The 23,211-nt window shown below is 67.2% G+C and carries 23 protein-coding genes and 1 riboswitch; of the genes, 15 read left to right on the top strand and 8 right to left on the bottom strand.

The genetic code is table 11. The annotated features are described in order from the left end of the window. Positions 1-9: 9 nt before the first annotated feature. Complete coding sequence (locus GTH22_RS08560) at positions 10-621, bottom strand: MgtC/SapB family protein (RefSeq protein WP_371928330.1); 612 nt, start codon at positions 619-621, stop codon at positions 10-12. Between GTH22_RS08560 and GTH22_RS08555 the strand changes: the two genes are divergently transcribed. The 6 genes from GTH22_RS08555 (at position 620) to GTH22_RS08530 (ending at position 5,571) form a co-directional block, all read left to right on the top strand. Further along, positions 620-1,399, top strand: coding sequence for a transporter substrate-binding domain-containing protein (locus GTH22_RS08555; protein ID WP_252944762.1), 780 nt, complete (start codon positions 620-622; stop codon positions 1,397-1,399). The genes GTH22_RS08560 and GTH22_RS08555 overlap by 2 nt on opposite strands. Further along, a complete protein-coding gene (locus GTH22_RS08550; RefSeq protein ID WP_252944760.1) occupies positions 1,396-2,184 on the top strand; it encodes an ABC transporter permease subunit in 789 nt (262 codons plus the stop codon). The genes GTH22_RS08555 and GTH22_RS08550 overlap by 4 nt, the downstream gene beginning before the upstream one ends. 234 nt (positions 2,185-2,418) lie before the next feature. Continuing rightward, a complete protein-coding gene (locus GTH22_RS08545) occupies positions 2,419-3,324 on the top strand; it encodes a DMT family transporter (protein ID WP_252944758.1) in 906 nt (301 codons plus the stop codon). Positions 3,325-3,337: 13 nt separating this feature from the next. Further along, a complete protein-coding gene (locus GTH22_RS08540; RefSeq protein WP_252944757.1) occupies positions 3,338-3,937 on the top strand; it encodes an inner membrane-spanning protein YciB in 600 nt (199 codons plus the stop codon). A gap of 335 nt (positions 3,938-4,272) precedes the next feature. Then, positions 4,273-5,013 (top strand): sulfite exporter TauE/SafE family protein, encoded by a 741-nt coding sequence (locus GTH22_RS08535; protein WP_252944755.1) that lies wholly within the window; start codon positions 4,273-4,275, stop codon positions 5,011-5,013. Positions 5,014-5,145: 132 nt separating this feature from the next. Next, positions 5,146-5,571 (top strand): nuclear transport factor 2 family protein, encoded by a 426-nt coding sequence (locus tag GTH22_RS08530; protein ID WP_252944752.1) that lies wholly within the window; start codon positions 5,146-5,148, stop codon positions 5,569-5,571. 49 nt (positions 5,572-5,620) lie between these two features. Here GTH22_RS08530 and GTH22_RS08525 read toward each other — a convergent pair whose 3' ends face one another. Then, positions 5,621-6,325, bottom strand: coding sequence for a glutathione S-transferase N-terminal domain-containing protein (locus tag GTH22_RS08525; protein ID WP_252944751.1), 705 nt, complete (start codon positions 6,323-6,325; stop codon positions 5,621-5,623). A gap of 26 nt (positions 6,326-6,351) precedes the next feature. After that, on the bottom strand, positions 6,352-7,278 hold the full coding sequence (locus GTH22_RS08520; RefSeq protein ID WP_252944749.1) for an alpha/beta hydrolase: 927 nt from the start codon (positions 7,276-7,278) through the stop codon (positions 6,352-6,354). Positions 7,279-7,473: 195 nt separating this feature from the next. On the opposite strand from GTH22_RS08520, the gene GTH22_RS08515 reads away from it, so the two are divergent. Beyond that, positions 7,474-8,241, top strand: a complete 768-nt coding sequence (locus GTH22_RS08515; protein WP_252944747.1) for a phosphatase PAP2 family protein — start codon at positions 7,474-7,476, stop codon at positions 8,239-8,241. Here GTH22_RS08515 and GTH22_RS08510 read toward each other — a convergent pair. Further along, positions 8,238-8,645: an RcnB family protein gene (locus GTH22_RS08510; RefSeq protein WP_252944745.1), complete on the bottom strand. Its 408-nt coding sequence runs from the start codon at positions 8,643-8,645 to the stop codon at positions 8,238-8,240. The genes GTH22_RS08515 and GTH22_RS08510 overlap by 4 nt on opposite strands. 140 nt (positions 8,646-8,785) lie before the next feature. Next, positions 8,786-8,865: riboswitch (SAM riboswitch) on the top strand. A gap of 52 nt (positions 8,866-8,917) precedes the next feature. Between GTH22_RS08510 and metZ the strand changes: the two genes are divergently transcribed. Both metZ and GTH22_RS08500 read left to right on the top strand, forming a co-directional pair. Continuing rightward, on the top strand, positions 8,918-10,096 hold the full coding sequence (metZ, locus tag GTH22_RS08505; RefSeq protein WP_252944743.1) for an O-succinylhomoserine sulfhydrylase: 1,179 nt from the start codon (positions 8,918-8,920) through the stop codon (positions 10,094-10,096). A gap of 41 nt (positions 10,097-10,137) precedes the next feature. After that, the gene (locus tag GTH22_RS08500) at positions 10,138-10,317 is read left to right on the top strand and encodes a hypothetical protein (protein WP_252944741.1); all 180 of its coding nucleotides are present in this window, start codon (positions 10,138-10,140) and stop codon (positions 10,315-10,317) included. Positions 10,318-10,321: 4 nt separating this feature from the next. Here GTH22_RS08500 and GTH22_RS08495 read toward each other — a convergent pair whose 3' ends face one another. After that, a complete protein-coding gene (locus tag GTH22_RS08495; RefSeq protein ID WP_252944739.1) occupies positions 10,322-11,206 on the bottom strand; it encodes a sulfotransferase domain-containing protein in 885 nt (294 codons plus the stop codon). 171 nt (positions 11,207-11,377) lie between these two features. Between GTH22_RS08495 and folE2 the strand changes: the two genes are divergently transcribed. After that, entirely contained in the window at positions 11,378-12,475 is a 1,098-nt protein-coding gene (gene folE2 / locus GTH22_RS08490) for a GTP cyclohydrolase FolE2 (protein WP_252944737.1), read from the top strand. Between the two features lie 193 nt (positions 12,476-12,668). On the opposite strand, the gene GTH22_RS08485 is transcribed toward folE2, so the two are convergent. Both GTH22_RS08485 and GTH22_RS08480 read right to left on the bottom strand, forming a co-directional pair. Next, entirely contained in the window at positions 12,669-13,172 is a 504-nt protein-coding gene (locus GTH22_RS08485) for a GNAT family N-acetyltransferase (protein WP_252944735.1), read from the bottom strand. Further along, on the bottom strand, positions 13,169-14,083 hold the full coding sequence (locus tag GTH22_RS08480; protein ID WP_252944733.1) for a fatty acid desaturase: 915 nt from the start codon (positions 14,081-14,083) through the stop codon (positions 13,169-13,171). Before GTH22_RS08480 ends, GTH22_RS08485 begins: the two co-directional genes overlap by 4 nt. A 158-nt stretch (positions 14,084-14,241) precedes the next feature. Between GTH22_RS08480 and purU the strand changes: the two genes are divergently transcribed. Both purU and GTH22_RS08470 read left to right on the top strand, forming a co-directional pair. Beyond that, complete coding sequence (gene purU, locus GTH22_RS08475; protein ID WP_252944731.1) at positions 14,242-15,126, top strand: formyltetrahydrofolate deformylase; 885 nt, start codon at positions 14,242-14,244, stop codon at positions 15,124-15,126. A 760-nt stretch (positions 15,127-15,886) separates the two neighbouring features. Next, complete coding sequence (locus GTH22_RS08470) at positions 15,887-17,335, top strand: TrkH family potassium uptake protein (protein WP_252944729.1); 1,449 nt, start codon at positions 15,887-15,889, stop codon at positions 17,333-17,335. Between the two features lie 86 nt (positions 17,336-17,421). On the opposite strand, the gene GTH22_RS08465 is transcribed toward GTH22_RS08470, so the two are convergent. Further along, positions 17,422-19,224 (bottom strand): trypsin-like peptidase domain-containing protein, encoded by a 1,803-nt coding sequence (locus tag GTH22_RS08465; protein ID WP_371928329.1) that lies wholly within the window; start codon positions 19,222-19,224, stop codon positions 17,422-17,424. Between the two features lie 254 nt (positions 19,225-19,478). Here GTH22_RS08465 and GTH22_RS08460 point away from each other — a divergent pair, with 254 nt between their 5' ends. Genes GTH22_RS08460 through glyS form a run of 3 tightly spaced genes read left to right on the top strand, consistent with a single transcriptional unit; the run spans position 19,479 to position 23,198 of the window. After that, positions 19,479-20,426, top strand: coding sequence for a glycine--tRNA ligase subunit alpha (locus GTH22_RS08460; protein WP_252944725.1), 948 nt, complete (start codon positions 19,479-19,481; stop codon positions 20,424-20,426). Next, positions 20,423-20,986 (top strand): DUF6446 family protein, encoded by a 564-nt coding sequence (locus GTH22_RS08455; protein ID WP_252944723.1) that lies wholly within the window; start codon positions 20,423-20,425, stop codon positions 20,984-20,986. Before GTH22_RS08460 ends, GTH22_RS08455 begins: the two co-directional genes overlap by 4 nt. After that, positions 20,979-23,198: a glycine--tRNA ligase subunit beta gene (glyS, locus tag GTH22_RS08450; protein WP_252944721.1), complete on the top strand. Its 2,220-nt coding sequence runs from the start codon at positions 20,979-20,981 to the stop codon at positions 23,196-23,198. Before GTH22_RS08455 ends, glyS begins: the two co-directional genes overlap by 8 nt. Positions 23,199-23,211: the final 13 nt, after the last annotated feature.

Raw genomic sequence — 23,211 nt, 5'->3', positions numbered from 1 at the left:
CTGCGGGGTCTAGTCATCCACGGCGCGCACGAGGTAGCGCAGCACCGAGAGCACCACGACCGTGATGGCGGTGGCCATGGCGGCCAGCGGCATCTGGCCCGCGCCGCAGGCGAGGCCGACGCCACCTGCAAGCCACATGGAGGCGCCCGTGGTGGTGTTTTTCACCGTGTCGCCCTTGGTGAAGATGATCCCTGCCGCGAGGAAGGCGACGCCCGCCGTGACTGCCTCGACAAGGCGTAGCGGGTCGACCCGCATCCCCTCATCGACGCCGAAGGACAGCCGCGCGAGCTGCTGGCTGACGATGATGAAGAGCGCGGCGGCCAGCGACACCAGCATATGGGTGCGCAGCCCTGCGGGCTTTTCGCGCCATTCGCGCTCCAGCCCGATGATGCCGCCGAGCAGGGCGGCGGCGAGCAGGCGGAGGAAGGCGGTGAGGGGCGGGACGCCGGCGAAGGTGCCTGTCAGTTCGGATGCGATGGTGTCGATGATGGCCCCCTCCCGATGTGTCTGCTGACATAACTCGCCCCCCGGCCCGGCGGTTCCGGGCAGGTGCGGGGGCGCGTTGCGCGTGGTGGTGTATCGGCTAAGGTTTCGGGAAACCTCACTGGGAGTCGCCACCATGAAATATGCCGCCGCCGCCGTCTTTGCCTCGCTCTTCGTGACCCCTGTGGTTGCGCAGGATCTGCCCGATCTTCAGGGCCGGGAGATCACCGTTGTGACCGAAAACGCCTATCCGCCGCTGCAATACATGGACGGGGGCGAGGCCGTGGGCTGGGAGTATGATGCGCTGGCGGAGATCGCCAGCCGGATCAACATGAGCGTGGCCTATGAGAACATCAGCTGGGATGCGATGATTCCGGCGGTCTCGGAAGGGCAATACGACATGGGGATGACGGGCATCACCATTCGGGACGACCGCAAGGAGATGGTGGATTTCTCCGATGCCTACATGCGCTCTGAAATGGTGATGCTGGTGCGCGGCGACGAGGAGCGGTTCAACGATGCGGCGAGCTTTGCGGGGGATGACGACCTGCTGGTGGCCGCCCAGCCCGGCACCACGCCGTTTTACGTAGCGGTCTACGATGTGCTGGATGGCGATGAGGCGAACCCGCGGGTGAAGCTGTTCGAGACCTTCGGCGCGGGCGTTCAGGCGCTGCGGGCGGGCGATGTGGACCTTGTGCTGACCGATGGCACGGCGGGCGAGGGTTATGTGGCGGCCTCGGAGGGCGCGCTGAAGATCGTGGGCGAGAAGCTGGGGACCGAGGATTTCGGCTTCATCTTCCCCAAGGGCTCCGACCTTGTGGCGCCGATCAATGCCGCGATTGCCTCGATGGCGGCGGATGGCACGCTGGAGGCGCTGAACAAGAAATGGTTTCTTGATACCAAGCTCGGCGAGTGAGGGAGCGGCCCGGCGAGAAGGACTTTCCGTGGTGGCTGGTGATCCTGGCCGTCACGGGGGCGGTGCTGTTTGGGCGGGTGATCGCGGACGAGCTTTATTCCGATGTGCTGGCGACCCTGATGAAGGGTGTCGGCATCACGGTTTTCGTGACCTTGGTGGGGTTTTCTCTAGCCACGCTGCTTGGGCTGCTGGTGGCCATGGCCTCGCTGTCGCGCTGGATCGTGGCGCGGCAGGTGGCGCGGCTTTACGTGGAGATCGTGCGGGGCGTGCCGATATTGGTGCTGCTGCTCTACGTCGCCTTCGTGGTCGCCCCGGCGCTGGTTTGGGCGGTGAACTGGGCGCTGACCGCGCTCGGGGGCGAGGGGATCAGGACGCGGGATTTTTCGTTGCTCTGGCGGGCGATCATTGCGCTGACCATCGGATATTCGGCCTTCATCGCCGAGGTGTTTCGGGCCGGGTTGCTGGCGGTGGACGAGGGGCAGATCGAGGCGGCGGAGGCGCTGGGGCTTTCGCCATGGCAGCGGTTCCGGCTGGTGCGGTTGCCGCAGGCGCTGCGGACCATCCTGCCGCCGCTGGGCAATGACTTCATCGCGATGATCAAGGATTCGAGCCTCGTGTCGGTGCTGGGGGTGACGGATATCACCCAGCTCGGGAAGGTCACATCGGCGGGGAATTTCCGGTATTTCGAGACCTACAATGTGGTGGCGCTGCTCTATCTCGTGATGACGGTGACGCTCTCGCTGGCGCTTCGGCGGCTGGAGAAGCGGCTGGGGGCGGGGCGGTAGGGTTTTGCACCTGCACGGAGTCAAGGCCGCAGGCCGCCGTGCAGCGCCGACCCGCCCCCCGGGGCGGCGCTTCGGTGAGGTTGGGGGGCACCTCGAAGGAAAGGATGACGGCTTCACCATAAAGTGCCATGCACGGCCGTTGCGGGCGCCCCCCCGCGTGTCGGCGCTGCACGGCTTGCGTGGCGCTGGCGGCGGGCTCTGGACCATCCCGCCAAGCAAATATATGCCCTCAGCATGAGTTCCTGGATCACATCTCTCGAAGGCACCGAGGCGGGCCATACGGCGGCGCTGGCTCTGGCCTTGCTGGCGGCCTTGTTGCATGCGGTGTTCGGGGCGCTTCAGAAGGGGCGGCATGATCCGTGGATGAGCCGGGGGGCGATCGACTTTTGCTATGGCGCGATGGCCGCGCCCTTTGCGCTGTTCGTGGTGCCATGGCCCGAGCCGCATATGTGGGCGATCTTTGCCGGGGCCTTCGTGATCCATGTTGGCTACAAGATCGCGCAGGCGATGACCTACACGCGCGGGGCCTATACGGTGGTTTACCCGGTGGTGCGGGGGACCGGGCCGCTCTTTGCCGTGATCGGGGCGGGGATCATCTTTGGCGAGCACTTCACGCTCGGGCAATGGGCCGGGGTGGGGGTGCTGCTGGCGGGGATCTACGGGCTGGCGGCCTACAACCTGCGCACCATCACGCTGCAACGCGACACCATGGTGGCCGCCCTCGGCCTTGCGGTGCTGACCGGCCTCTTCGTGGCGCTCTACACCACCTATGACGCCTATGGCATTCGGGCCACCGCCGACCCGTTCACCTTTCTGGCGTGGTTCTTCATGATCGACGGGCTGGGCTTTGCGCCCTGGGTCGCGCTGATCCGCTACCGGCGGATGGAGAGCCCGCCCACGCTGGGGCCGCTGATGGCGCGGGGGATGATCGGGGGCGTGGTGGCGTTTTTCTCCTTCGGGGCGGTGATGCTGGCCACCCGGCTCGACAAGGTGGGGGAGGCGGCGGTGCTGCGCGAGACCTCGACGGTCTTTGCCGCGCTCATCGGGTGGCTTCTGCTCGGCGAGCGGGTGGGGCCGCGACGTTTGGCCCTTATGGCCTTGATCGCTGCCGGTGCGGTGATAGTTGAGATGGCAGGTTAGAGTGGAGAGCGACATGGCAGAGAAACAGGTGCCCGGCTGGGTGAAGACGGCGCTGGAGTTTGGCCCGGTGCTGGGGTTCTTCCTGGGCTTCTTCCTGCTGAAGGGGGAGAGCTACATGCTCTTCGGCCATGAGGTGAAGACCTTCACCTACCTCACCTTCTGGTTCGTCCTCGCCATGGTGATCTGCATGGGGGCGCTCTGGGCGCTGACGGGCGCGCTCAGCCGGATGCAGGTGATGACGCTGGTGCTGGTGGTCTTCATGGGCGGGCTGACGGTGGTGCTGGACAACGACCTGTTTTTGAAGCTGAAGCCGACGATCCTTTACGCGATGTTTGCCGGTATCCTCGCGATCGGGCTGATGCGGGGGCAGAGCTACCTTGCGCGGCTCATGGAGGGGCTCTTGCCGATGAGCGATGCGGGTTGGCTGATCCTGACCAAGCGGTTTGCCTGGTTCTTCCTTGCGCTGGCGGTGGCCAATGCGGTGATTGCCTTCGCGCTCTCCAGCGGGGTCTGGGTGACGGTGAAGACCTTCGGGCTGCCTGCTGCGCTCTTTGTTTTCATGATGGCGCAATATCCGCTGATCGAGAAATACGGGACCGAAAAGAGCGAGTGAACGCGGCGCCCCGGTGGGGTGAGGCCGGGCCGGGGGTGTTGCCTTGGTTGGTGGCGGGTTGCTGGCGGGGTGGATTGGTAGCGCGGGGGCGCCAGAAGAGATTTGAGGCCTCCGGCGGGAGATATTTGCAGCAAGAAAATGGGCAATTTGATTCAAACTGTTCGGGTCTGGGGCGGGTCGGGGGAGGCGCTTGCGGCCTGCCGAGCGGTCGCGGTGGTGGAGGACGGGCGCGGGGGCGCGTGGCGTTGAATGTGGTCGGGCGGCAGGGTATGCGCTGGGCCTGAGCGGCGGGGTCGCGGCGGCGTTGGAGGTCTTCTGGCCTCGCGGGGAGAGGCATGGAATTCTGGATCGTGGCTGCGCTGGCGGCCTACATGATGGGGCTCTCCAAGGGCGGGGTGCCGATGCTGGCGATGCTTTCGGTGCCGCTGATGTCGCTGTTCATGGACCCGGCGATGGCGGCGGGGCTGTTGCTGCCGCTCTACATCATTGCCGACTGGTATGCGGTCTACCTGTTCCGCAAGGCGTTTTCGGTGCGCAACCTGAAGATCATGCTGCCGGGCGCGGTGGCGGGGATCATCGCGGCCTATTTCGCGGTGACGGTGGTGCCCGGCGATGCGATCAAGCTGCTGGTGGCGGGGATCGGGATTTACTACCTCGTCGGCTCGGTTCGGGGGCGATTTGCCCGCACTGAGCCCGCGCCGCGGGAGGCCGATGTGCCGCGCGGGCTGGTCTGGGGCACGCTGGCGGGGTTCACCAGCTATATTTCCCACGCCGGGGGGCCGCCGTTTCAGGCCTATGTGCTGCCCCAGCGGCTCGACAAGATGGTGTATCTCGGGACGGTCACGATCTTTTTCTCGGTGGTCAACCTGCTGAAGATGCCGCCCTACGTGCTGGCCGGGCAGATCACCTGGGAGAGCCTGATGGAGGCGGCCCGGCTGGCGCCCTTTGCGCTGGCGGGGGCGTGGAGCGGGGCGCGGGTGGCGCGGTGGCTGCCGGAGAAGCTGTTTTACCTGTTGGTGGAGGTGGCGCTGGCGGTGGTGTCGGCGAAGCTCATTTGGGAAGTGGTTGTGGGGTGAGGGCCGTCTGCGCGGGCCTGTTTCAACGGAAAAATTGATGCGCGGGCCGATCAGGGATCTTGCATGGAATCACTTTCGTCGCCATTTGCGCGAAATCGTTATGGTTAACTGGTTTCGGGAGGCAGGTGTGTGATGCGCGATCGGGTGGAAGCGTTTTTGGTGAGGCTGTCGGAAAGGTTCACCGAGGGCGATGTGGACGAGATCATGGAGTGCCTGGCGATGCCGACGGCGGTCTACTTCGGGGCCGACATGATCATGCTGTCGACCCGCGAGGAGGTGTCGCAGCTGACGGCGGCCTACATGGGCGAGCTGGAAGCGAACGGCATGTCGAAGGGGCCGCTGAGCCTGCGCGAGCTGACGGTTTCGGAGGGCGGCAAGATCACCGCGGTTGCCACCGCACGGATGGCGGACGCGGAGGGCACGGCGGTTGTGCTGTCGCGGACCAAGTACTTTCTGCGAGAGGTGGACGGCTGCCTGAAGGTGGAGCTGACCGAGCATTCGCAGGTGGCGCTGGAGGAAGACCTGATCCACGCGCCGCTGGCGAACCTCGCGTTCTAGCCCGGGCTCGCCCCGGCGGCGGCCCTCCTTGGCGGAGCGGGCGAGTTTGCTAGTCCCGCTTGCCGAAGAGCACCTTCTGGGCGTCCTTGTTGTCCTGCAAATTCGCCCGTTTCTCTGCTGCCAGCGCCTTCCCCTTCACCACCGCCTCACGCGCTCCAACGAGGTCGAGCCAGCGGGAGAAGTGGGGCTTGTCGGAGATGTCCTGCTGCTGGCCTTCCCAGAGGATCGCCCAGGGCCAGATGGCCATGTCGGCGATGGAGTAGTCGGGGCCGGCGACGTATTCGGTCTTGGCGAGTTGGCGGTCGAGGACGCCGTGGAGGCGGTTCACCTCGTTTCGGTAGCGGTCCTTGGCGTAGGGCAGGTCGTTGGGTGGCTCCATCGAGGGGGCGTATTTGAGGAAGTGGTGGGCCTGGCCGGCCATGGGGCCGAGGCCGCCCATCTGCCACATCAGCCATTCCTCCACGGCGATACGCCCGCGCTCGCCGGAGCCGTAGAAGCGCCCCGTCTTGCGGGCGAGATACATCAGGATGGCGGCGCTTTCGAAGACCGAGACGGGCTGGCCGTCGGGGCCTTCGGGGTCGACGATGGCGGGCATCCGGTTGTTGGGGGAGATCGCGAGGAACTCGGGTTTGAACTGGTCGCCCGCGCCGATGTTCACGAGGTGGGTCTCGTAGGGCAGGCCCATCTCCTCGAGCGCGATGGAAACTTTCCAGCCGTTGGGGGTGGGCCAGTAGTACAGGTCGATCGGGGCCATGGTGATATTCCTCCTCAAGTCGAGGATCAGGATGGCGTTCGATTTCCCGGAGGCAAGGCGAAAGATGCGAGGCGGGCGAGATTGGCGGTGAGGCGGCGGTGTGCGGGCGCGGGGAGGGCGGCGCGCAGGCGGGGCAGGAGCGAGGCATCGTGGAGCGCGGCGCGGTAGAGGGAGAAGACGCCGGGGGCGGAGTAGGTGGAGCCGTGGCAGACCCGGCGGGTGGGTGCGGCGATGGGGTGGCCGAGGCGGGCGAGGGCGGCGCGGGTGTGGGGGCAGGTGAGGGGCAGGTCTGTCCAGCGGGCGGCCTGCGCGGCGCCGTGACCGGCCATGCCGCGGCCCATGGCAGCGCGGCCCGGGCGGCCGGGCGCGAAGGCATATTCGAGCAGCAGGTCGAACGGGAGGTTTTGCGCCGAGGTCACGTTGAGGAAATCGGCGGCATGGCCTGCGGGGCAGTCGGCGGCTTCGGCGGCGCGGTGGCGGTATTCGGCGGCGGCGAGCAGGATGGCGCGGCGCATCGCCCCGGCGGGCAGATGGGGCAGCGCCTGCAAGGCCACGCGGGCGCCGAGCGAATGGGCCAGCAGGGTGATGCGGCGGGAGGGGGCGAGGGCGGCGGCGAGGTCGACCAGCTCGGCCAGCGCCCGCCCGGCGCGGGGTGCGCGGTGGTAGGCCGACCAGATCGAGCCGCGGCTCTCCCAGCCGAAGCCGAGGCAGACCGGCGCATCGGCAGCGCCATGGCCCAGAAGCTCGGGCCAGCTCGATTCCTGCTGCCCGGTCCCGAAGAGCGAGCCATGGGGGCTGCGGGCCGGATCCTGCGGCGAGTACTGGAAGCCGTGCACCAGCACGGCGATGGGCGCATCGGGCGAGGCCTCGGCCAGCGCGGAGCGCAGGCGGGAGACGGTTTCTGCCGGGTCGGCGAGACGGTCGCCATCGGCATTGGCATGTGTCAGGGGCATCGGGGCACTCCCCATGGCTGAGCGCCATGACCCTGAGGCAAGCCATCGGGCCACAACATCTGGGGGATCAGTGCCCTTGTTTTACTACGCCTGCATTAAGCTTGGGTTACAGCGGTGTGACAGCGCGGAAGGAGGCGCGCAGGCCACAGGGAACGGGAGGGGCAGGGACCGCGTTGCAAGCCTATGGCATATGACATGACGACCCGCCGCCGCGCCCTCCGATGGATCCGATCGAACGTGGAGCTGCGCACGCTTCTGGTGCTGGCGATGGTGGTGGGCGGCGTCTGGGCCTTTGCCGGGCTGGCAGAGGAGGTGATCGAGGGCGACACCACCACGCTCGACGAGGCCCTGCTGCTCATGTTCCGCACCCCCGGCGACTTGAGCGACCCGATCGGGCCGGGCTGGGTGGAGGTGATGGGGCGCGACGTGACGGCGCTGGGCGGGGTGCTGGTGCTGTCGATCTTCACATTCGCGGTGGCGGGGTTCTTTGCCATTCGCCGGAGCTGGGGGACGGTGGTGTATCTGTTGGGCTCGGTGGGCGGCGGCATTCTGATTTCGCACAGCGCCAAGCTGCTCTTTGCCCGCCCGCGCCCCGAGCTGGTGCCCCATGGCGTGGAGGTCATCACCTCGTCCTTCCCCTCGGGCCATTCGATGATGGCGGCCGTGACCTACCTGACGCTGGGCGTGCTGGTGGCGCGGGTCATGCCGAGCCGGGCGCTGAAGGTCTATATCCTCGCGCTGGCGGTGCTGATGACGGTGCTGGTGGGGGTGAGCCGGGTTTACCTTGGCGTGCACTGGCCAACCGACGTGCTGGCCGGGTGGCTGGCGGGCGCGGCCTGGGCGATGGCCTGTTTCCTTGGCGCAAGGTGGCTGTCGCGGCGCGGTGCGGTGGAGCCGGAGGCGGCGGCGGCGGAGGAGCCGGCGGTCCCGACCGGAGAGACGGGACCGCCGGGGCGGCGCTAGCGGAGCAGCGCCGAGAGCAGGCCGAGCACGGCGACGACCTGGGCGGTGTCGCTGTTGATGCGCACGACGCGGTTGTCGATCACCCGGTATTCCTGCCCGCGCGGGGCCCGGGGCAGGTGGCGGAGTTGGGCTTGGGTGGGGGCGTGGCCGCGCTTCTTGAGCTGGCGGCGCTGCTGTTGGCGCTCCTGCTCCTGCAGGCGGGCCTTGAGCTGGCGGGCCTGCTGCTTGCGGGCCTCGTTCTCGTAGTCCTGCGGGCGGATGCTTTCGGAGCGCAGCGGCTGGGCGCAGGCGCCGCGATGGCCGTTGGCGTTGCAGTTGGCCTTGCTCCCGCCCGGGGCCGCGAAGGCGGCGGGGGCGAGTAGGGTGGTGGTGGCGATGAGGACGGTGGCGAGGATCGGTTTCATGGGGAGCCTCCTGTTTGCTGCTCGAAGGTGAAACGGGCGCGCGCCCGGTTTCTGTCGGCAGTTTTGTGGCAGGCGGGCCGGGGGCGGGGGATTTCAGCCGCCCAACGGGATTGACGTGGCGCGCGGCTGGGCGTAATTCAGCCCTCACAAGTGGCGATTTGTTCACCGGATTGCGGGCCACTCTAAACACTTCCGCTAAAGAGGTCAGGCAGAGGGAGCCCCTCGTCGCTTGGCAGCGGTGAGGGCTTTTTTATTGGCGAAGGAGGCCAATCATGTCTGAACGCAAAACACGCACCAAGCTGGTTCATGGCGGCACGCGGCGCTCGCAGTATGGCGAGGTCAGCGAGGCGATTTTTCTGACCCAGGGGTTTGTCTACGACACCGCGCAGCAGGCGCAGGACCGGTTCGAGGCGTTGGGTGATGACGAGTTCATCTATGCCCGCTACGGCAACCCGACGGTGCGGATGTTCGAAGAGCGCATCGCCATGCTGGAGGGCGCGGAGGATGCCTTTGCCACCGCCAGCGGCATGGCGGCGGTGAGCGCGGCGCTGACCGCGCCGCTGAAGGCGGGCGACCATGTGGTGAGCAGCCGGGCGCTGTTCGGCTCCTGCGAATACATCCTGTCGGAAGTTCTGGCGCGCTTCGGCGTGGAGGTGGAGTTTGTCGACGGCACCGACCTCGGCGCCTGGAAGGCGGCGATCCGGCCCGATACCAAGCTGGTGTTCTTCGAGGCGCTCTCGAACCCGACGCTGGAGGTGATCGACATCGCCGGGGTCAGTGAGCTGGCCCATGCGGTGGGCGCGCTGGTGGTGGTGGACAATGTCTTTGCCACGCCGGTCTTTCAGCGCAGCCTCGAGCTGGGCGCGGATGTGATCGTGTATTCCGCCACCAAGCATATCGACGGGCAGGGCCGGGTGCTGGGCGGCGTGGTGCTGGGCACCAAGGAGTTCATTCGCGGCACGCTGGAGCCTTACCTCAAGCACACCGGGGGCGCGATGAGCCCGTTCAACGCCTGGGTGCTGCTGAAGGGTCTGGAGACCCTCGATCTGCGCTGCCGGGCGCAGGCGGAAAATGCCGAGACCGTCGCACGGGCGCTGGTCGGGCACGAGAAGATCAACGCGGTGCTCTATCCGGGCCTGCCGGACCATCCGCAGCACAACCTTGCGCTGGCGCAGATGGAAAAGCCCGGCACGGTGGTGAGCTTCGAGATCAAGGGCGGCAAGGAGGCGGCGTTCCGTTTTCTGGATGCGCTCGAGATCGCGGTGATTTCGAACAATCTGGGCGATGCCAAGAGCATCATCACCCATCCGGCGACCACCACCCACCAGCGGCTTTCGGACGAGAAGAAGGCGGTGCTGGGGATCAGCCCCGGCCTGGTGCGGCTCTCGCTCGGGATCGAAGACAGTGCGGACCTTGTGGCCGACGTGATGCAGGCGCTGGAGATGGCCTGAGGGCCCTTTTCACGCAAACTGCATTCGTTGGGAGACAAGAGATGAAGGCGACTGTTCCGAGCCCTGATTTCAGGCATCTGGAAGTATGGCCTGCCCGTGGCGCACGCTTTGGCGATGGCGGGTTCAGCTATGGCGGGTTCAGCTATGGGGCGCGCGAGCCGCAGCCGGCCGAGGAGCCGCGTGGCGAGGGCGAGGCCACAGAGCGGGCGGCCGAGGGGTGAGCGGCTAGGCCGGGGGCTGGCCCCGGTCGCCCCATTCCAGCCAGGCGCGCGCGTCCGGCGGCAGCAAAGCTGAGAGCGCCGCGTCATAGGCGGCCAGTTCGGCCTCGCCCAGCTTGCCCTGCCAGGTGTTGCAGCCGCCGCTGTTGAAGAACCCCGCATCGCTGTGCCAGAGCCCGAGGCCCGCTGCCGGGGTGAACCGGGCGGCGTTGGCCTTCATGGCGGAGAAGGTGGCGGCCTCGGCGATGGCTGCCATCAGCGCGGGCGGGGCGGTGATGCCGACATGGGCGGCGATCCGGGCCAGCGCGGCGGGCAGATCGCGGATCATGTCGGCATAATGCAGCAGCAGCAGGTTCTCGCGCCCGTGCCGCGCCCGGGCCTGCAGGTAGTGCAGCGCGATGCCGTGCAGCGAGGCATCCTCGACCTCGCGGCTTTCGAGAAACATGGCGAAGCTGGCGGCGGGATCGAGCGCGTAGCGGCGGGTGAAGATCTCGGGGCGCATGTTGCGCACGTGGTTGCGGAAGGAAAGATGCACGTCGAGCGGGTGGCGAAAGACGGCGATGTAGCGCAGTTCGTTCCACCACGGCAGCCCGTCGAAGGGGGTGTGGGATTTGACCTGACGGCGGTGATCCTGCGCGTCGAGGCGGGCGGCGACCTCGGAGAAGGGGCGGGAGGTGCTGTCGATCCAGGGGCTCTTGAGGGCGGTCTGGGCATCGACCTCGGGATCGCCTGCGATGAGCATGGCGAGCAGGGCCTGCGCCCAGGTGGTGCCGGACTTGGGCGGGGTGACGACGACGATATCGCCGGGGCGCGGCACGAACTCCGCCCAGCGGGTGGAGTCGCTGACGGCGCTCTTGTAGCTCTTTTCGGGCGGCTCATGGGCGGGGATCACGGCGGGCTCCTTTTGGGCAGCGAGCCTAGCGGGGCGGGCGCGAAATCCCTAGCGGAATGGCGCTCGTGGACGCCGGGCGTCGGTGGCGGGGGCGACGAAAGCCTTGCCAGCCCCGCCAGTTGCCCCATATGAGGGCGATGGCCCGCACCCGGATGGAAGGGGGAAATTGCCATGAATTATCACGCTGCCTCACAGGGTGAGACAAGCGACGAGGAGGCCCGCGAGGCGCTGGAGAAGCTCCGGCGCTGGGCGGAAAGGGCGACACCTGAAGAGGTGGCTGCGCTGGACCCCGCGATTTCCCGATTGCTGCCCGATGCCCCGCTGCCGAACTACCCGGCCCTCGCCCGGGCCTACCCCGAGGAATTCAAGGCCGATGAGGCCTACAAGGCCGGTCTGCCCGACCTGCAGAACGGGCCTGCCAGCCTGATCCGGGGCGCGCGCCAGCATATCGAACATGTCGGCATCTCCAACTTCCGCCTGCCGATCCGGTTTCACACACGCGACGGCGGGGGGATCACGCTGGAGACCTCCGTCACCGGCACGGTGAGCCTTGAGGCGGAGAAGAAGGGCATCAACATGAGCCGCATCATGCGGACCTTCTATGCCCAGGCGGAGAAGGAATTTTCGCTCGATGTGATCGAAGAGACGCTGGAGGCCTACAAGGGGGATCTGGAGTCTTTCGATGCGCGGATCCAGATGCGGTTTTCGTTTCCGATGAAGGTGGAGAGCCTGCGCAGCGGGCTGATGGGCTACCAGTATTATGACATCGCCATGGAGGTGGTGGACGCGGGCGGGCGGCGCAAGAAGCTGATGCATCTCGACTACGTCTATTCGAGCACCTGCCCGTGCTCGCTGGAGCTTTCGGAGCACGCACGACATGCGCGCGGACAGCTGGCGACGCCCCATTCGCAGCGCTCGGTGGCGCGGGTGAGCGTGGAGTGCCTGCCGGGCGCGCGGCTGTGGTTTGAAGATCTCGTGGAGCTGTGCCGCAAGGCGGTGCCGACGGAGACGCAGGTGATGGTGAAGCGCGAGGACGAGCAGGCCTTTGCCGAGCTGAACGCGGCCAATCCGATTTTCGTGGAGGATGCGGCGCGGAGCTTCTGCGAGGCGTTGCAGGGTGAGCCGCGGGTCGGGGATTTTCGGGTGGTGGCGAGCCATCAGGAGAGCCTGCATTCGCATGATGCGGTGGCGGTGCTGACCGAGGGTGAGACCTTTGCGGCGCAGAGCCTCGACCCGAAGCTGTTCACGACGCTGGTGCAGGGCGGGTAGCGGGCGGTTTGCCTTTGGGGGCGTGGGCCGTGGGGACTGCGCCGGATATCGCGCCGATTGGTGGGGGGGGAGCGCCCCACACCGCGACGTACAGTGGGGGGCCAGCCCCCCACACCGCACCGTCTAGTGGGGGGCCAGCCCCCCACACCCCCCGGAGATATTTGGACCAAGATGAAGGGCAGGGCGGGCGCTTTCAGAGCGGTTTTGCCATGCGGTTCAGGTGGTGGGTCACGCCGGTGGTGGTGGTGTAGCTGCCGCTCGTTCCGGTGTCTCGGAAGCCTTCGCGCTGCCAGAAGGCGCGGGCGCGGGGGTTGGCTTGCAGGACCGCAAGGAGGAGGCGGGGGCTCTTGGCGGCGCGGGCGAGGGTTTCGACATGGGCCAGCAGGGTGCGGCCGTGGCCGGCGTTGCGCGCCCAGGGGCCGAGCATGAGGAAGCCGAGGTAGGCGTCGGCGGGGTCGGGGAAGCCGAAGGAGAGTTCGGCGAGGCCCGAGAGGCGGGGGCCGAGGAAGAGGCCGAGGCGGTGGGAGGCGGTCGGGTCGCAGCCCGGCGGGCCGTCGGTGAAGAAGGCGGCGTCCTTGGCGGCATCGGGTGCGGTGCCATCGGCCATCAGCCAGTAGTCGGGGGCGGCCCGGTAGAAGGCGGTGATGGCGGCAAGGTCCGATTGCGCATCGAGCGGGCGGATGGTGGGGGCACTCATTCGGCGGGGGTTCCCGGAAGGCGGGTGAGCCCCGGGCGCGGGGGCTGGCTGGCGGGGAGGTGGATGTTGGTGGCGAGGCCGAGGGCGGCGAGGCAGCGGATGAGCCAGTAGCCGGGGTCGAGCTGGCCGGTCTCGAGGCCGAGGCGGGCGGAGTGGGGGAAGGCGTGGTGGTTGCCGTGCCAGTTTTCACCGAAGGTGAGGAGCGACCAGCCCGGCAGGTTGTAGCCCTGTACCGGGAGGCCCGCGATGTGCCAGCCCTGGTGCCCGCTCCGGTGGCAGAAGTGGCCGACCAGCCAGTGCATGGTGAGCGACACCCAGACCCGCAGGCAGATGCCCCAGAGCACGAGGCCCCAGCCGCCGAGCAGCCAGAGGGCGGCGGCAAGGGGCAGCTGCTGGGCCATCCATGTGCGTTCGATGAGGCGGTAGAAGCGGTCGCGGGCGACCTGCGGCTCGATCTCGAGCCGGGGCGGGTGGGTGAGCTGGTAGCGGCACATCAGCTGCCAGTAGCCATCGCGGAAGAAGCCCGCCTCGTGCGCGGGATGGGGCGGGCAGGTGGACTGGCGCTGGTGCCAGTCGCGCATGTCGTGGGCGCGGATCATGCCGAAGGGGCCGGCCATGCCGACGAGGGTGCCGAGCCAGACCAGCAGGCGCTCGAGCCAGAGCGGGGTGGTGAAGGCGCGGTGGATCAGCAGGCGGTGCATGCCGACGGAGTGGCCGGCGCAGATGGTGAGCGCGGTGAGGGCGAGGAAGGCCGCGAGGCCGGCGAGCGAGGGGAAGAGGGTGAGGGCGGCGAGGCCGCCGAGCCCGTGGCCGACCCACCAGAGGGCGCGACGCGGCTCGAAAACCACCCGGCCCGCCATGCAGTTGCAGCCCGGTCCCGCCTTGATGCGCGCGCTGTCGACCAGTTCCACCCCATGCTCCCCGTCACATGTGACCTATCGGAACATAAAGCGTCGCATTGGAGCAATCGGAATGTTGCGCAGGCCATAACGTCGCCCTGAACCCGGATTGACGCAGGCCCCGCCGCTGCTACTCCGAAGCACCAGAGATTGACCCGCAAGGACGCCAAATGAGCACCTACACCCTGACTGTCACCTGCCCTTCGACCCGGGGGATCGTGGCCGCGATTTCCGGTTTTCTGGCCGAGAAGGGCTGCAACATCACCGATTCCGCGCAGTTCGACGACCCCGGCACCGGCAACTTCTTCATGCGGACGAGTTTTGTGAGCGAGGATGGCGAAAGCCTCGCGGCGCTGCGCGAGGGTTTCGAGGCGGTGGGGGCGCCCTTTGCGATGGATTGGGCGATTCATGACGATGCGCAGAAGATGAAGGTGATCATCATGGTGAGCCGCTTCGGGCATTGCCTGAACGATCTGCTCTATCGCTGGCGGATCGGGGCGCTGCCGATCGAGATCGTGGCGGTGGTGTCGAACCATCTGGATTATCAGAAGGTCGTGGTGAACCACGATATTCCGTTTCACCACATCAAGGTGACGAAGGAGAACAAGCTGCAGGCCGAGCAGCGGATCATGGATGTGGTGGAGGAGACCGGGGCCGAGCTGGTGGTGCTGGCGCGCTACATGCAGGTGCTGAGCGACCAGATGTGCCAGAAGATGGCGGGGCGGATCATCAATATTCACCACTCGTTTCTGCCGAGCTTCAAGGGGGCGAACCCCTACAAGCAGGCCTTCGAGCGCGGGGTGAAGCTGATTGGCGCGACGGCGCATTTTGTCACCGCCGATCTGGATGAGGGGCCGATCATCGAGCAGGACACGGTGCGGGTGACCCATGCGCAGAGCGGGGAGGATTATGTGAGCCTTGGCCGCGATGTGGAGGCGCAGGTGTTTGCTCGGGCGATCCATGCCTTCATTCATCACCGGGTGCTGATGAACGGGACCAAGACGGTGGTGTTTCCGGCCTCGCCGGGGGGGTATCGCTCCGAGCGGATGGGGTAGGGGCCGGGCTGGCGGGACAAGTCCCGCCCTACGGCGGATGGCCAGTGGTGGATTTGGGGGCGGGGGTTGGAGTGGGGCGCTGCCCCCACGCCCCCGGAGATATTTGCAGCAAGAAAATGGGCGGGGCGGGGCTGGTTCGGGTGGCGGTGTTCAGCATGATATCGGGTAATTGCTGGCTGGGGCGGTTTGGGTCTGGAGGGCGGGGGCCTTTCTGACGCCGGTGGCCTTCTTGCCGGGGCGGGCGGAGCGGCACTTCATCGGGTTTGGCAAGGTTGTTTGCGGCGAGACCGACATGTGTGTGGCCCATGCGGTTGAATGGCTTGGGGATGGCTCGTGGGGGTGTGCGACATTTGGTTGGCCTGGCTGCGATGGGGCTTTGGGGCAGGGCGTTGCTTGATATCCTCGGGGCCCGGGTGATGATGGACCTTCGTGGGCCGGAGGAGGTGATGGGCTGGCTGCGCGGCGGGAGAATGTCTTGCGCCGCTGGACGCCGCCGGCTTGCGATGAGGTGGTGCGGCGGTTTCGAGCTTTGCAAGTTGGCGTCGGGGTTTGGGCCCTGTGTTGGTGACAGGCGCGGCGTTGGCCGGGGCCGTTCGGGTCTGTGCGGGAATGGGGCGTCAGAGCCTGCGCGGGTGATGGGGGTGAGGCTGGGGCCGGTGCTGTCGCAGGCGCACAATCTGCCACGGGGTCCGGCTTCATGCGGGGCGCCCTGATCGGCGTGGCTTGACACTTTCGCCGGGCCACGCCAACGCTCTGCCCCATGTTCGACGTTCGCCCGGTCGGTTATGTCATCGGCCTTCTTACCGCTTTTCTCGGGGTCATGATGCTGCTGCCCATGGCGGTCGACCTCTATGAGGGCAACAGCCATTGGCCGGTGTTCCTGGAGAGCGGGATCATCACCATGCTTTGTGGCGGGCTCATTGCGCTGGCCTGCGCCAACGGGGTGAGCGAGGGGCTGACGCTGCGCCAGACCTTTCTGCTGACCACGCTGGTCTGGGTGGCGCTGCCGCTGTTCGGGTCGATCCCCTTCATCTTCGGGGCGACGGATGCGCGGGTGGTGGATGCCTTCTTCGAGGCGATGTCGGGGCTGACGACGACCGGCTCCACCGTGTTTACCGGGCTTGACGACCTGCCCCATGGCATCCTGCTCTGGCGGGGCATCCTGCAATGGCTCGGCGGCATCGGCATCATCGTTGTCGCCATGGTGTTCCTGCCCGAGCTGAAGGTGGGGGGCATGCAGATCTTCCGGTCGGAAGCCTTTGAGACCATGGGAAAGATCCTGCCGCGGGCGACGCAGATCGCGGCGCAGATCTCGGTGATCTACATCGTCATCACGGTGTCCTGCATGCTGACCTACCTGTTTCTCGGGATGAACGGGTTCGATGCGCTGGTGCATGCGCTCACGACGGTGAGCACCGGGGGATTTTCGAACTACGACGCGAGTTTCGGCACCTTCCAGGGCGCGCCGGAATACGCGGCCTCGGTTTTCATGATCCTCGCGGCGCTGCCCTTTGTGCGCTACGTGCAGCTGGTCAACGGCAATGCGACGCCGCTCTGGCGCGACAGCCAGGTGCGGGTGTTTCTGGCGATCATCGCGATCCTCGTGCTGGTCACCACGCTGATCCTGACCTCGATCTTTCCGCATCACTGGGAGCAGGCGATGCGGGAGGGGCTGTTCAACATCACCTCGATCATGTCGGGCACCGGCTATGCCTCTGTGGATTACATGCAGTGGGGCGGGTTTCTGGTGATCATGTTCTTCTTCATCGGGCTGATCGGGGGCTGCGCCGGCTCGACCGCCTGCTCGGTGAAGATCTTCCGCTACCAGCTGCTGTTCGCCTCGATCAAGAGCCAGATCCGCACGATCCACTCGCCCTCGGGGGTCTTCACGCCGCGCTATGACGGGCGGCCGATCGGCGAGGATGTGTTGTCGTCGGTGATGAGCTTCTTCGTGCTGTTCACGGTGTCGCTGGGGGCGCTGTCGGTGCTGCTGAGCTTTACCGGGCTGGATTTCACAACCTCGGTGTCGGGCGCGGCGACGGCGATTGCCAATATCGGCCCCGGTCTGGGGGACATCATCGGGCCGGCGGGGAATTTCAGCACGCTGAACGACACGGCGAAATGGCTGCTGGCCGGCGGGATGCTGGTGGGGCGGCTCGAGGTGCTGGCGGTCTATGCGCTGTTCACGGTGAATTTCTGGCGGGCCTGAGGTTTGGCCCGTGGGTGGTGGGTTTCACCCACCCTACAGTCTGTCGCGCCGGTCGGTGCGGGCTGTAGGGTGGGTGCTACCCCACTTCATTCCCAGCAGCTCACCAGAACCGTCATGCCCTCGGCCAGCGTAGTGATGTCTTCCGGGGCCAGCGCGGTGCCGCCTTCGGAGGCGGCGGGCGACAGGCCGGCGGTGGAGAGGAACTCGGCGATTGCGGGCACGGAGGCGGCGAATTGCACGTTTTCGGGAAGCTGGCGGCTGCCGTCCTCGCCACGGGCGAGGAGCATTCCCATGACCGCGCCGGACTGGTCGATGACCGGGCCGCCGGCATCGCCGGGCAGGGTCGCGAGATCGAGGCGCTGCATGTCGCTTTCGCCGTTCAGCCCGCGCAGGTCGGCGAGGGTGCCGAAGGTGACGGTGGGCAGGCTGAGGACATCCTCGTAGCTGTAGCCGGCCACCGCGACCTCGGACTTGAGGCGGGGCGTGGTGGAGGCGAAGCGGGCGTGGCCCAGCGGCACCAGCGGCTGGCGCGGCTTCAGCAGGGCGAGGCCGAGGGTGTCGTTGCGCGCGGCGATATCGGCCTCGTAGGTGTCGTCGATGGTGACGCGGCCGCATTGGCCGAGCACCTCGGTCGTGGTCAGCACGGCGCCGGCCTCGTCGATGTAGAAGCCCGAGCGCGAGACCTCGGGGGTGCGGATTTCGAGCCCGGCCATGAGATCGACCCGCTGCTCCTCGCCGCTGGCACCGGCGGTGTCGGAGAGGATGGCGGCGGTGGGGGTGAAGCTCTCGCGCATCTGCTTGACCACGGCAGCCATGATCTTGGCGTCGCCGGGCTTCCAGACGAGGGTGAAGCCCTTCACCGCGCCGCCATCGAGGCGGGCGTAGGTGTAGCTGTGCAGCTCGGCGCTTTGCCCGGTCAGCTCGAAGCTGCGCTCGGAGCGGCTGCGCTCGCCCTCTTCGGGCACGATGGTGAGGGTCTGGAGGATGTCGTAGAGGCCGTAGAGCGTGCGCTGGTCGCCGGATTGGGAGATCAGCAGCAGGCGCACGCCACGGTCGTTGCTGGGCGTGTAATGGACGAAGGGCGGTTCGATGTGGTCGAACTGCACGAGGCCCATGGGGGCGATCAGGTCGATGCCGGCGCGCTCGTCGGTGAGCTGGGCGAGGCCGAGGGCGGCGAATTCGGCGCGGTAGCCTTCCATCAGCTCGTTGCGCTGGGCGGTGGTGAGGATGCCGGTGGGCTCGTAGCCGCGCGAGGCCTGGTAGTCGGCCATGGAGCCACGGGTGCCGCGGCCGAAGGAGGCGTCGATGGCGCCGTCGTAGAAGCCCTCCCACTTGAGCGCCTCCTGCAGCGCGGCGCGTTCGTCGCGGCTGAGCTGGGCCTCGGAGCGGCGGGCCTCGGCCGGAGTTTCCTCGGGGATGGCGGGCTGCACCGGCTCGGGTTCGGCCACGACGACGGCGTCGGGCTCGGCCTCGGGGCTGGTGGGCTCGGCTTGAGGCTCGGGCTCGGCTTCGGAGGTCGTTTCTGGGGCGGGGGCGTTCAGCGTGTCGGCGCCGACCGGCCAGAACTGCTGGCGGAACTGCTGGGGAAAGGCGATGAAGCTGTCGGCGGGCACGAGGCGCTCGCGCTTCAGCGCGGCCAGCTCGCGGTTGGCGTCGAGCGGGGCGTAGGGGCCGAGCGCGATGGCATACCAGCCCGAGCGCATCCGGAAGCCGACCGTGTTGGGGAAGGCTGCGGAATAGGCGCGCGCCCGTGCCTCGGCCTCGGCGAGGGTGGGCTGGGCCTCGATCTGGAGAAAGACAGTGCTCTGGGCCGAGGCCCCGCCACCTGCCGCAATCACCGCAAACATCATCCAGATCGCCGCAAAAATCCGCTTCGTCACAATCGCCATTACCCGTGGTGTCCCATGTCGTGTCATTGTCTGGCCGGGGCCCTCAAATGCCGCCCCTGCTCGAATTCGGGGCAATCTACCAGCCCATACGGCGGGTGCACCCCAAATATGCGTGTGTTGGGCCTGCCGGGCGGGGGAGTCGCCCGCGGGACACAGGCGGTGCGGCGCGTCCGGGCGGGGGCAAACGGTTTGACCGTCTGGCGCCCCGGCTCTATTGAGGCCGGGCACGCCGAAACCCAAGGATCACCTGCGCCATGGCCGAGCAGACCAGCCCCGAGAAACCGCGTTCGTTCCAGGAGATCATCCTGCGGCTCCAGGCCTATTGGGGCGGCAAGGGCTGCGCGGTGTTGCAGCCCTATGACATGGAGGTTGGCGCGGGGACGTTCCATCCTGCCACCACCTTGCGGGCGCTGGGCAGCAAGCCCTGGGCGGCGGCCTATGTGCAGCCCTCGCGGCGGCCCACCGACGGGCGCTATGGCGACAACCCCAACCGGTTGCAGCATTATTACCAATACCAGGTGCTGATAAAGCCCTCGCCGCCGGACCTTCAGGAGCTCTATCTCGGCTCGCTCGCGGCGATCGGGATTGACGCCTCGCTGCACGACATCCGCTTTGTCGAGGACGACTGGGAGAGCCCGACGCTGGGTGCCTGGGGGCTTGGCTGGGAGGTGTGGTGCGACGGGATGGAGGTGAGCCAGTTCACCTATTTCCAGCAGGTCGGCGGGCATGATTGCGCGCCGGTCAGCGGCGAGCTGACCTATGGGCTGGAGCGACTGGCGATGTATGTGCTGGGCGTGAACCACGTGATGGACATGCCCTACAACGACCCGCAGACGCCCATTCCGCTGACCTATGGCGACGTGTTCCGCCAGACCGAGGGCGAATATTCGCGCTGGAACTTCGACGTGGCCGATACCGAGACGCTGCTGCAGCACTTCAAGGATGCCGAAGCCGAGTGCGAGCGTATCCTCGCCGCCCCGGCCGAAGACCCTAAGACCGGCCGCCGGACCGTGATGGCGCACCCGGCCTATGACCAGTGCATCAAGGCGAGCCACCTGTTCAACCTGCTGGACGCGCGCGGGGTGATCTCGGTGACCGAGCGGCAGGCCTACATCGGGCGGGTGCGGGCGCTGGCGAAGGCCTGTGCCGATGCCTTCGTGACGACCGAGGCCGGGGGCTGGGTTTCGGACGCCGCCAAATGAACGGCAAGATCGTAGGAGGGGTGATCGTGGGCGCAGCGGCTTTGGTTGGGGCGGCGATCTGGTATCTGCAGGTCTATGGATTTTACGACCGGGTCGAGCTGGCGGCGGGCGAGACGCCGGTGGAGCTGACCTCGCTGGCCAGCGGGTTGCCCGAGGCGATCATTGCCGATGACTTCCAGGCCATCGACGCGGACTCCAGCCCGATCCGCTATCGGGCCTGCTTCACCACGCCGATGAGCCAGGCGATGCTGAGCGAGACCTACACCCCCTACCTCGAGGCGGTGCCGCTGACCGGGCCGGGGTGGTTTGACTGCTACGACGCCGAGGAGGTGGGCGTGGCGCTTGAGGAGGGGCGGGCGATCGCCTTTACCGGGGAGCAGAACATCTACTACGGGATCGACCGGGTGGTGGCGATCATGGACGATGGGCGCGGCTTTGTCTGGCACCAGATAAACCATTGCGGCGAAGAGGTTTTTGACGGCAACCCGCCGCCGCAGGGCTGCCCCGACCCCGAGGGATACAAGGCGGAAACGCCACAGGAAAGCGAGAGCAATGGCTGATCTTCTGATCGAACTTTTCAGCGAGGAAATCCCGGCGCGGATGCAGCGCAAGGCGGCGGAAGACCTCAAGAAGCTGGTGACCGACGGGCTGGTGGAGGCCGGGCTGACCTATGCCGGAGCGCGGGCGTTCTCGACGCCGCGCCGGCTGGCGCTGGCGGTCGACGGGCTGCCCGACAAGAGCCCGGCGGTGCGCGAGGAGCGCAAGGGGCCGCGGGTGGATGCGCCGGAAAAGGCCATCGAGGGCTTCCTGCGCGGCGCGGGCGTGGCCCGCGAGGCGCTGGAGGAGCGCGACACGCCCAAGGGCGCGGTGTTCTTTGCGGTGATCGAGAAGCCGGGCCGCGCGGCGCCGGAGATCGTGGCCGAGGTGCTGGAGGCGGCGGTGCGCGGCTTCCCCTGGCCGAAGTCGATGCGCTGGGGCGCGGGCAGCCTGCGCTGGGTGCGGCCGCTGCATTCGATCCTGTGCATCCTGAGCGATGAGAGCGGCGCCGAGGTGGTGCCGCTGGAGATTGACGGGATCGCCTCGGGCGATGTGACCCGGGGCCATCGCTTTTTGTCGTCGGGCGCGTTTTCGGTTGCGAATTTCGAGGATTACGAGACGAAGCTCAAGCGCGCCAAGGTGGTTCTGAGCGCCGAGGAGCGGGCCGAGACCATTGCCCATGACGCCGCCCAGCTGGCCTTTGCCAAGGGGCTGGAGGTGGTCGAGGACAAGGGGCTTCTGGCCGAGGTGTCGGGGCTGGTGGAATGGCCGGTGGTGCTGCTGGGCGAGATCGAAGAGCAGTTTCGCGCCCTGCCGCCGGAGGTGTTGCAGACCTCGATGAAGGAGCATCAGAAGTTCTTTTCGGTGAAGAACGGGCAGGGCCAGATCGTGAGCTTTGTCACGGTCGCCAACATGGAGACGCGCGACAACGGCGCGACCATTCTGGCGGGCAACCAGAAGGTGCTGGCGGCGCGGCTGTCGGATGCCAAGTTCTTCTGGGAGAACGACCTCCGGCTGGCGAAGTCCGAGGGCATGGAGGCCTGGACCGCGCGGCTGGAGAACGTGACCTTCCACAACAAGCTCGGCAGCCAGGCCGACCGGATCGCCCGGATCGCCGCGCTGGCGGAGAGCCTTGCGCCGATGGTGGGGGCCGAGCCTGCGCTGGCGGGTCAGGCGGCGAAGGTTGCCAAGGCTGATCTCAGCTCGGAGATGGTCTTTGAATTCCCGGAACTTCAAGGGCTTATGGGGCGATATTACAGTGATGCTTCAGGTCTGCCCGCCGAGGTGGCGGCGGCCTGTCAGGAGCACTACTCGCCGCTCGGGCCGTCGGATGATGTGCCGAGTGCGCCGGTTTCCGTTGCCGTGGCGCTGGCGGACAAGCTGGATACGCTGACGGGGTTCTGGGCGATTGACGAGAAGCCGACCGGGAGCAAGGACCCGTTTGCGCTGCGGCGGGCGGCGCTTGGGGTGATCCGGTTGGTGCTGGGGAATGGGCTCAGGCTGCATCTCGACCGGCTGATCGACGCGCAGCTTCTGCGCCACCAGATTGCGCCCGACGACACCAAGGCCGCTGCCCTGCGTGACGCCCTGCTGGCGGAGATCGCGCAGCATGGCGTGTTCGGCGCGGCTGCGCGCGCCGTGATCGACGGGATCGAAGGCGATGCGCCGGCGTGGATCGAGAAGGTGACGGCCCATAGCCCCGACACCTCCGACGACCTCCTCGCCTTCCTCCACGACCGCCTCAAGGTGCACCTGCGCGATCAGGGCATTCGGCATGACGTGATCGACGCCTGCCTTGCCATGCCCGGCAAGGACGACCTGACCCTGCTGGTGAAGCGGGCGGAGGCGGTGCAGGCCTTTCTGTCGACCGACGACGGCGAGAACCTCGTGCAGGGGTTCAAGCGGGCCAACAACATTCTGACCCAGGCGGAAGCGGCGGATGGGGTGGAATATTCGTTCGGGCCCGACATCAAGCTGGCGGAAGCGGCGGAGGAGAAGGCGCTGTTTGAGGCGCTGGATGCGGCGGAACCGGCGATTGCCTCGGCGCTGGAGGCGGAGGACTTTGCCGCGGCCATGGCCCGGATGGCGGCGCTGCGCGCGCCGATCGACGGCTTTTTCGACGGGGTGCAGGTGAATGCGGAGAACGAGATATTGCGGCGCAACCGGCTGAACCTGCTGCATCGCATCCGCGAGACCTGTGGCAAGGTGGCGGATATGTCGCGGCTGGAAGGGTAGAACCTTCGTCGCA

Source organism: Oceanicola sp. 502str15 (assembly GCF_024105635.1).
GTDB lineage: Bacteria > Pseudomonadota > Alphaproteobacteria > Rhodobacterales > Rhodobacteraceae > Vannielia.
The sequence above is the reverse complement of the archived record's forward strand: the minus strand, read 5'-3'. Positions and strand labels throughout refer to the sequence as shown.

Excerpts from the sequence above, each read along its gene's own strand:
- GTH22_RS08555 (WP_252944762.1), top strand. The coding sequence starts at position 620 with ATGAAATATGCCGCCGCCGCCGTCTTTGCCTCGCTCTTCGTGACCCCT.
- GTH22_RS08560 (WP_371928330.1), bottom strand. The coding sequence starts at position 621 with ATGGTGGCGACTCCCAGTGAGGTTTCCCGAAACCTTAGCCGATACACC.
- GTH22_RS08545 (WP_252944758.1), top strand. The coding sequence starts at position 2,419 with ATGAGTTCCTGGATCACATCTCTCGAAGGCACCGAGGCGGGCCATACG.
- GTH22_RS08540 (WP_252944757.1), top strand. The coding sequence starts at position 3,338 with ATGGCAGAGAAACAGGTGCCCGGCTGGGTGAAGACGGCGCTGGAGTTT.
- GTH22_RS08535 (WP_252944755.1), top strand. The coding sequence starts at position 4,273 with ATGGAATTCTGGATCGTGGCTGCGCTGGCGGCCTACATGATGGGGCTC.
- GTH22_RS08530 (WP_252944752.1), top strand. The coding sequence starts at position 5,146 with ATGCGCGATCGGGTGGAAGCGTTTTTGGTGAGGCTGTCGGAAAGGTTC.
- GTH22_RS08525 (WP_252944751.1), bottom strand. The coding sequence starts at position 6,325 with ATGGCCCCGATCGACCTGTACTACTGGCCCACCCCCAACGGCTGGAAA.
- GTH22_RS08520 (WP_252944749.1), bottom strand. The coding sequence starts at position 7,278 with ATGCCCCTGACACATGCCAATGCCGATGGCGACCGTCTCGCCGACCCG.
- GTH22_RS08515 (WP_252944747.1), top strand. The coding sequence starts at position 7,474 with ATGACGACCCGCCGCCGCGCCCTCCGATGGATCCGATCGAACGTGGAG.
- GTH22_RS08510 (WP_252944745.1), bottom strand. The coding sequence starts at position 8,645 with ATGAAACCGATCCTCGCCACCGTCCTCATCGCCACCACCACCCTACTC.
- metZ (WP_252944743.1), top strand. The coding sequence starts at position 8,918 with ATGTCTGAACGCAAAACACGCACCAAGCTGGTTCATGGCGGCACGCGG.
- GTH22_RS08500 (WP_252944741.1), top strand. The coding sequence starts at position 10,138 with ATGAAGGCGACTGTTCCGAGCCCTGATTTCAGGCATCTGGAAGTATGG.
- folE2 (WP_252944737.1), top strand. The coding sequence starts at position 11,378 with ATGAATTATCACGCTGCCTCACAGGGTGAGACAAGCGACGAGGAGGCC.
- GTH22_RS08485 (WP_252944735.1), bottom strand. The coding sequence starts at position 13,172 with ATGAGTGCCCCCACCATCCGCCCGCTCGATGCGCAATCGGACCTTGCC.
- purU (WP_252944731.1), top strand. The coding sequence starts at position 14,242 with ATGAGCACCTACACCCTGACTGTCACCTGCCCTTCGACCCGGGGGATC.
- GTH22_RS08470 (WP_252944729.1), top strand. The coding sequence starts at position 15,887 with ATGTTCGACGTTCGCCCGGTCGGTTATGTCATCGGCCTTCTTACCGCT.
- GTH22_RS08465 (WP_371928329.1), bottom strand. The coding sequence starts at position 19,224 with ATGGCGATTGTGACGAAGCGGATTTTTGCGGCGATCTGGATGATGTTT.
- GTH22_RS08460 (WP_252944725.1), top strand. The coding sequence starts at position 19,479 with ATGGCCGAGCAGACCAGCCCCGAGAAACCGCGTTCGTTCCAGGAGATC.
- GTH22_RS08455 (WP_252944723.1), top strand. The coding sequence starts at position 20,423 with ATGAACGGCAAGATCGTAGGAGGGGTGATCGTGGGCGCAGCGGCTTTG.
- glyS (WP_252944721.1), top strand. The coding sequence starts at position 20,979 with ATGGCTGATCTTCTGATCGAACTTTTCAGCGAGGAAATCCCGGCGCGG.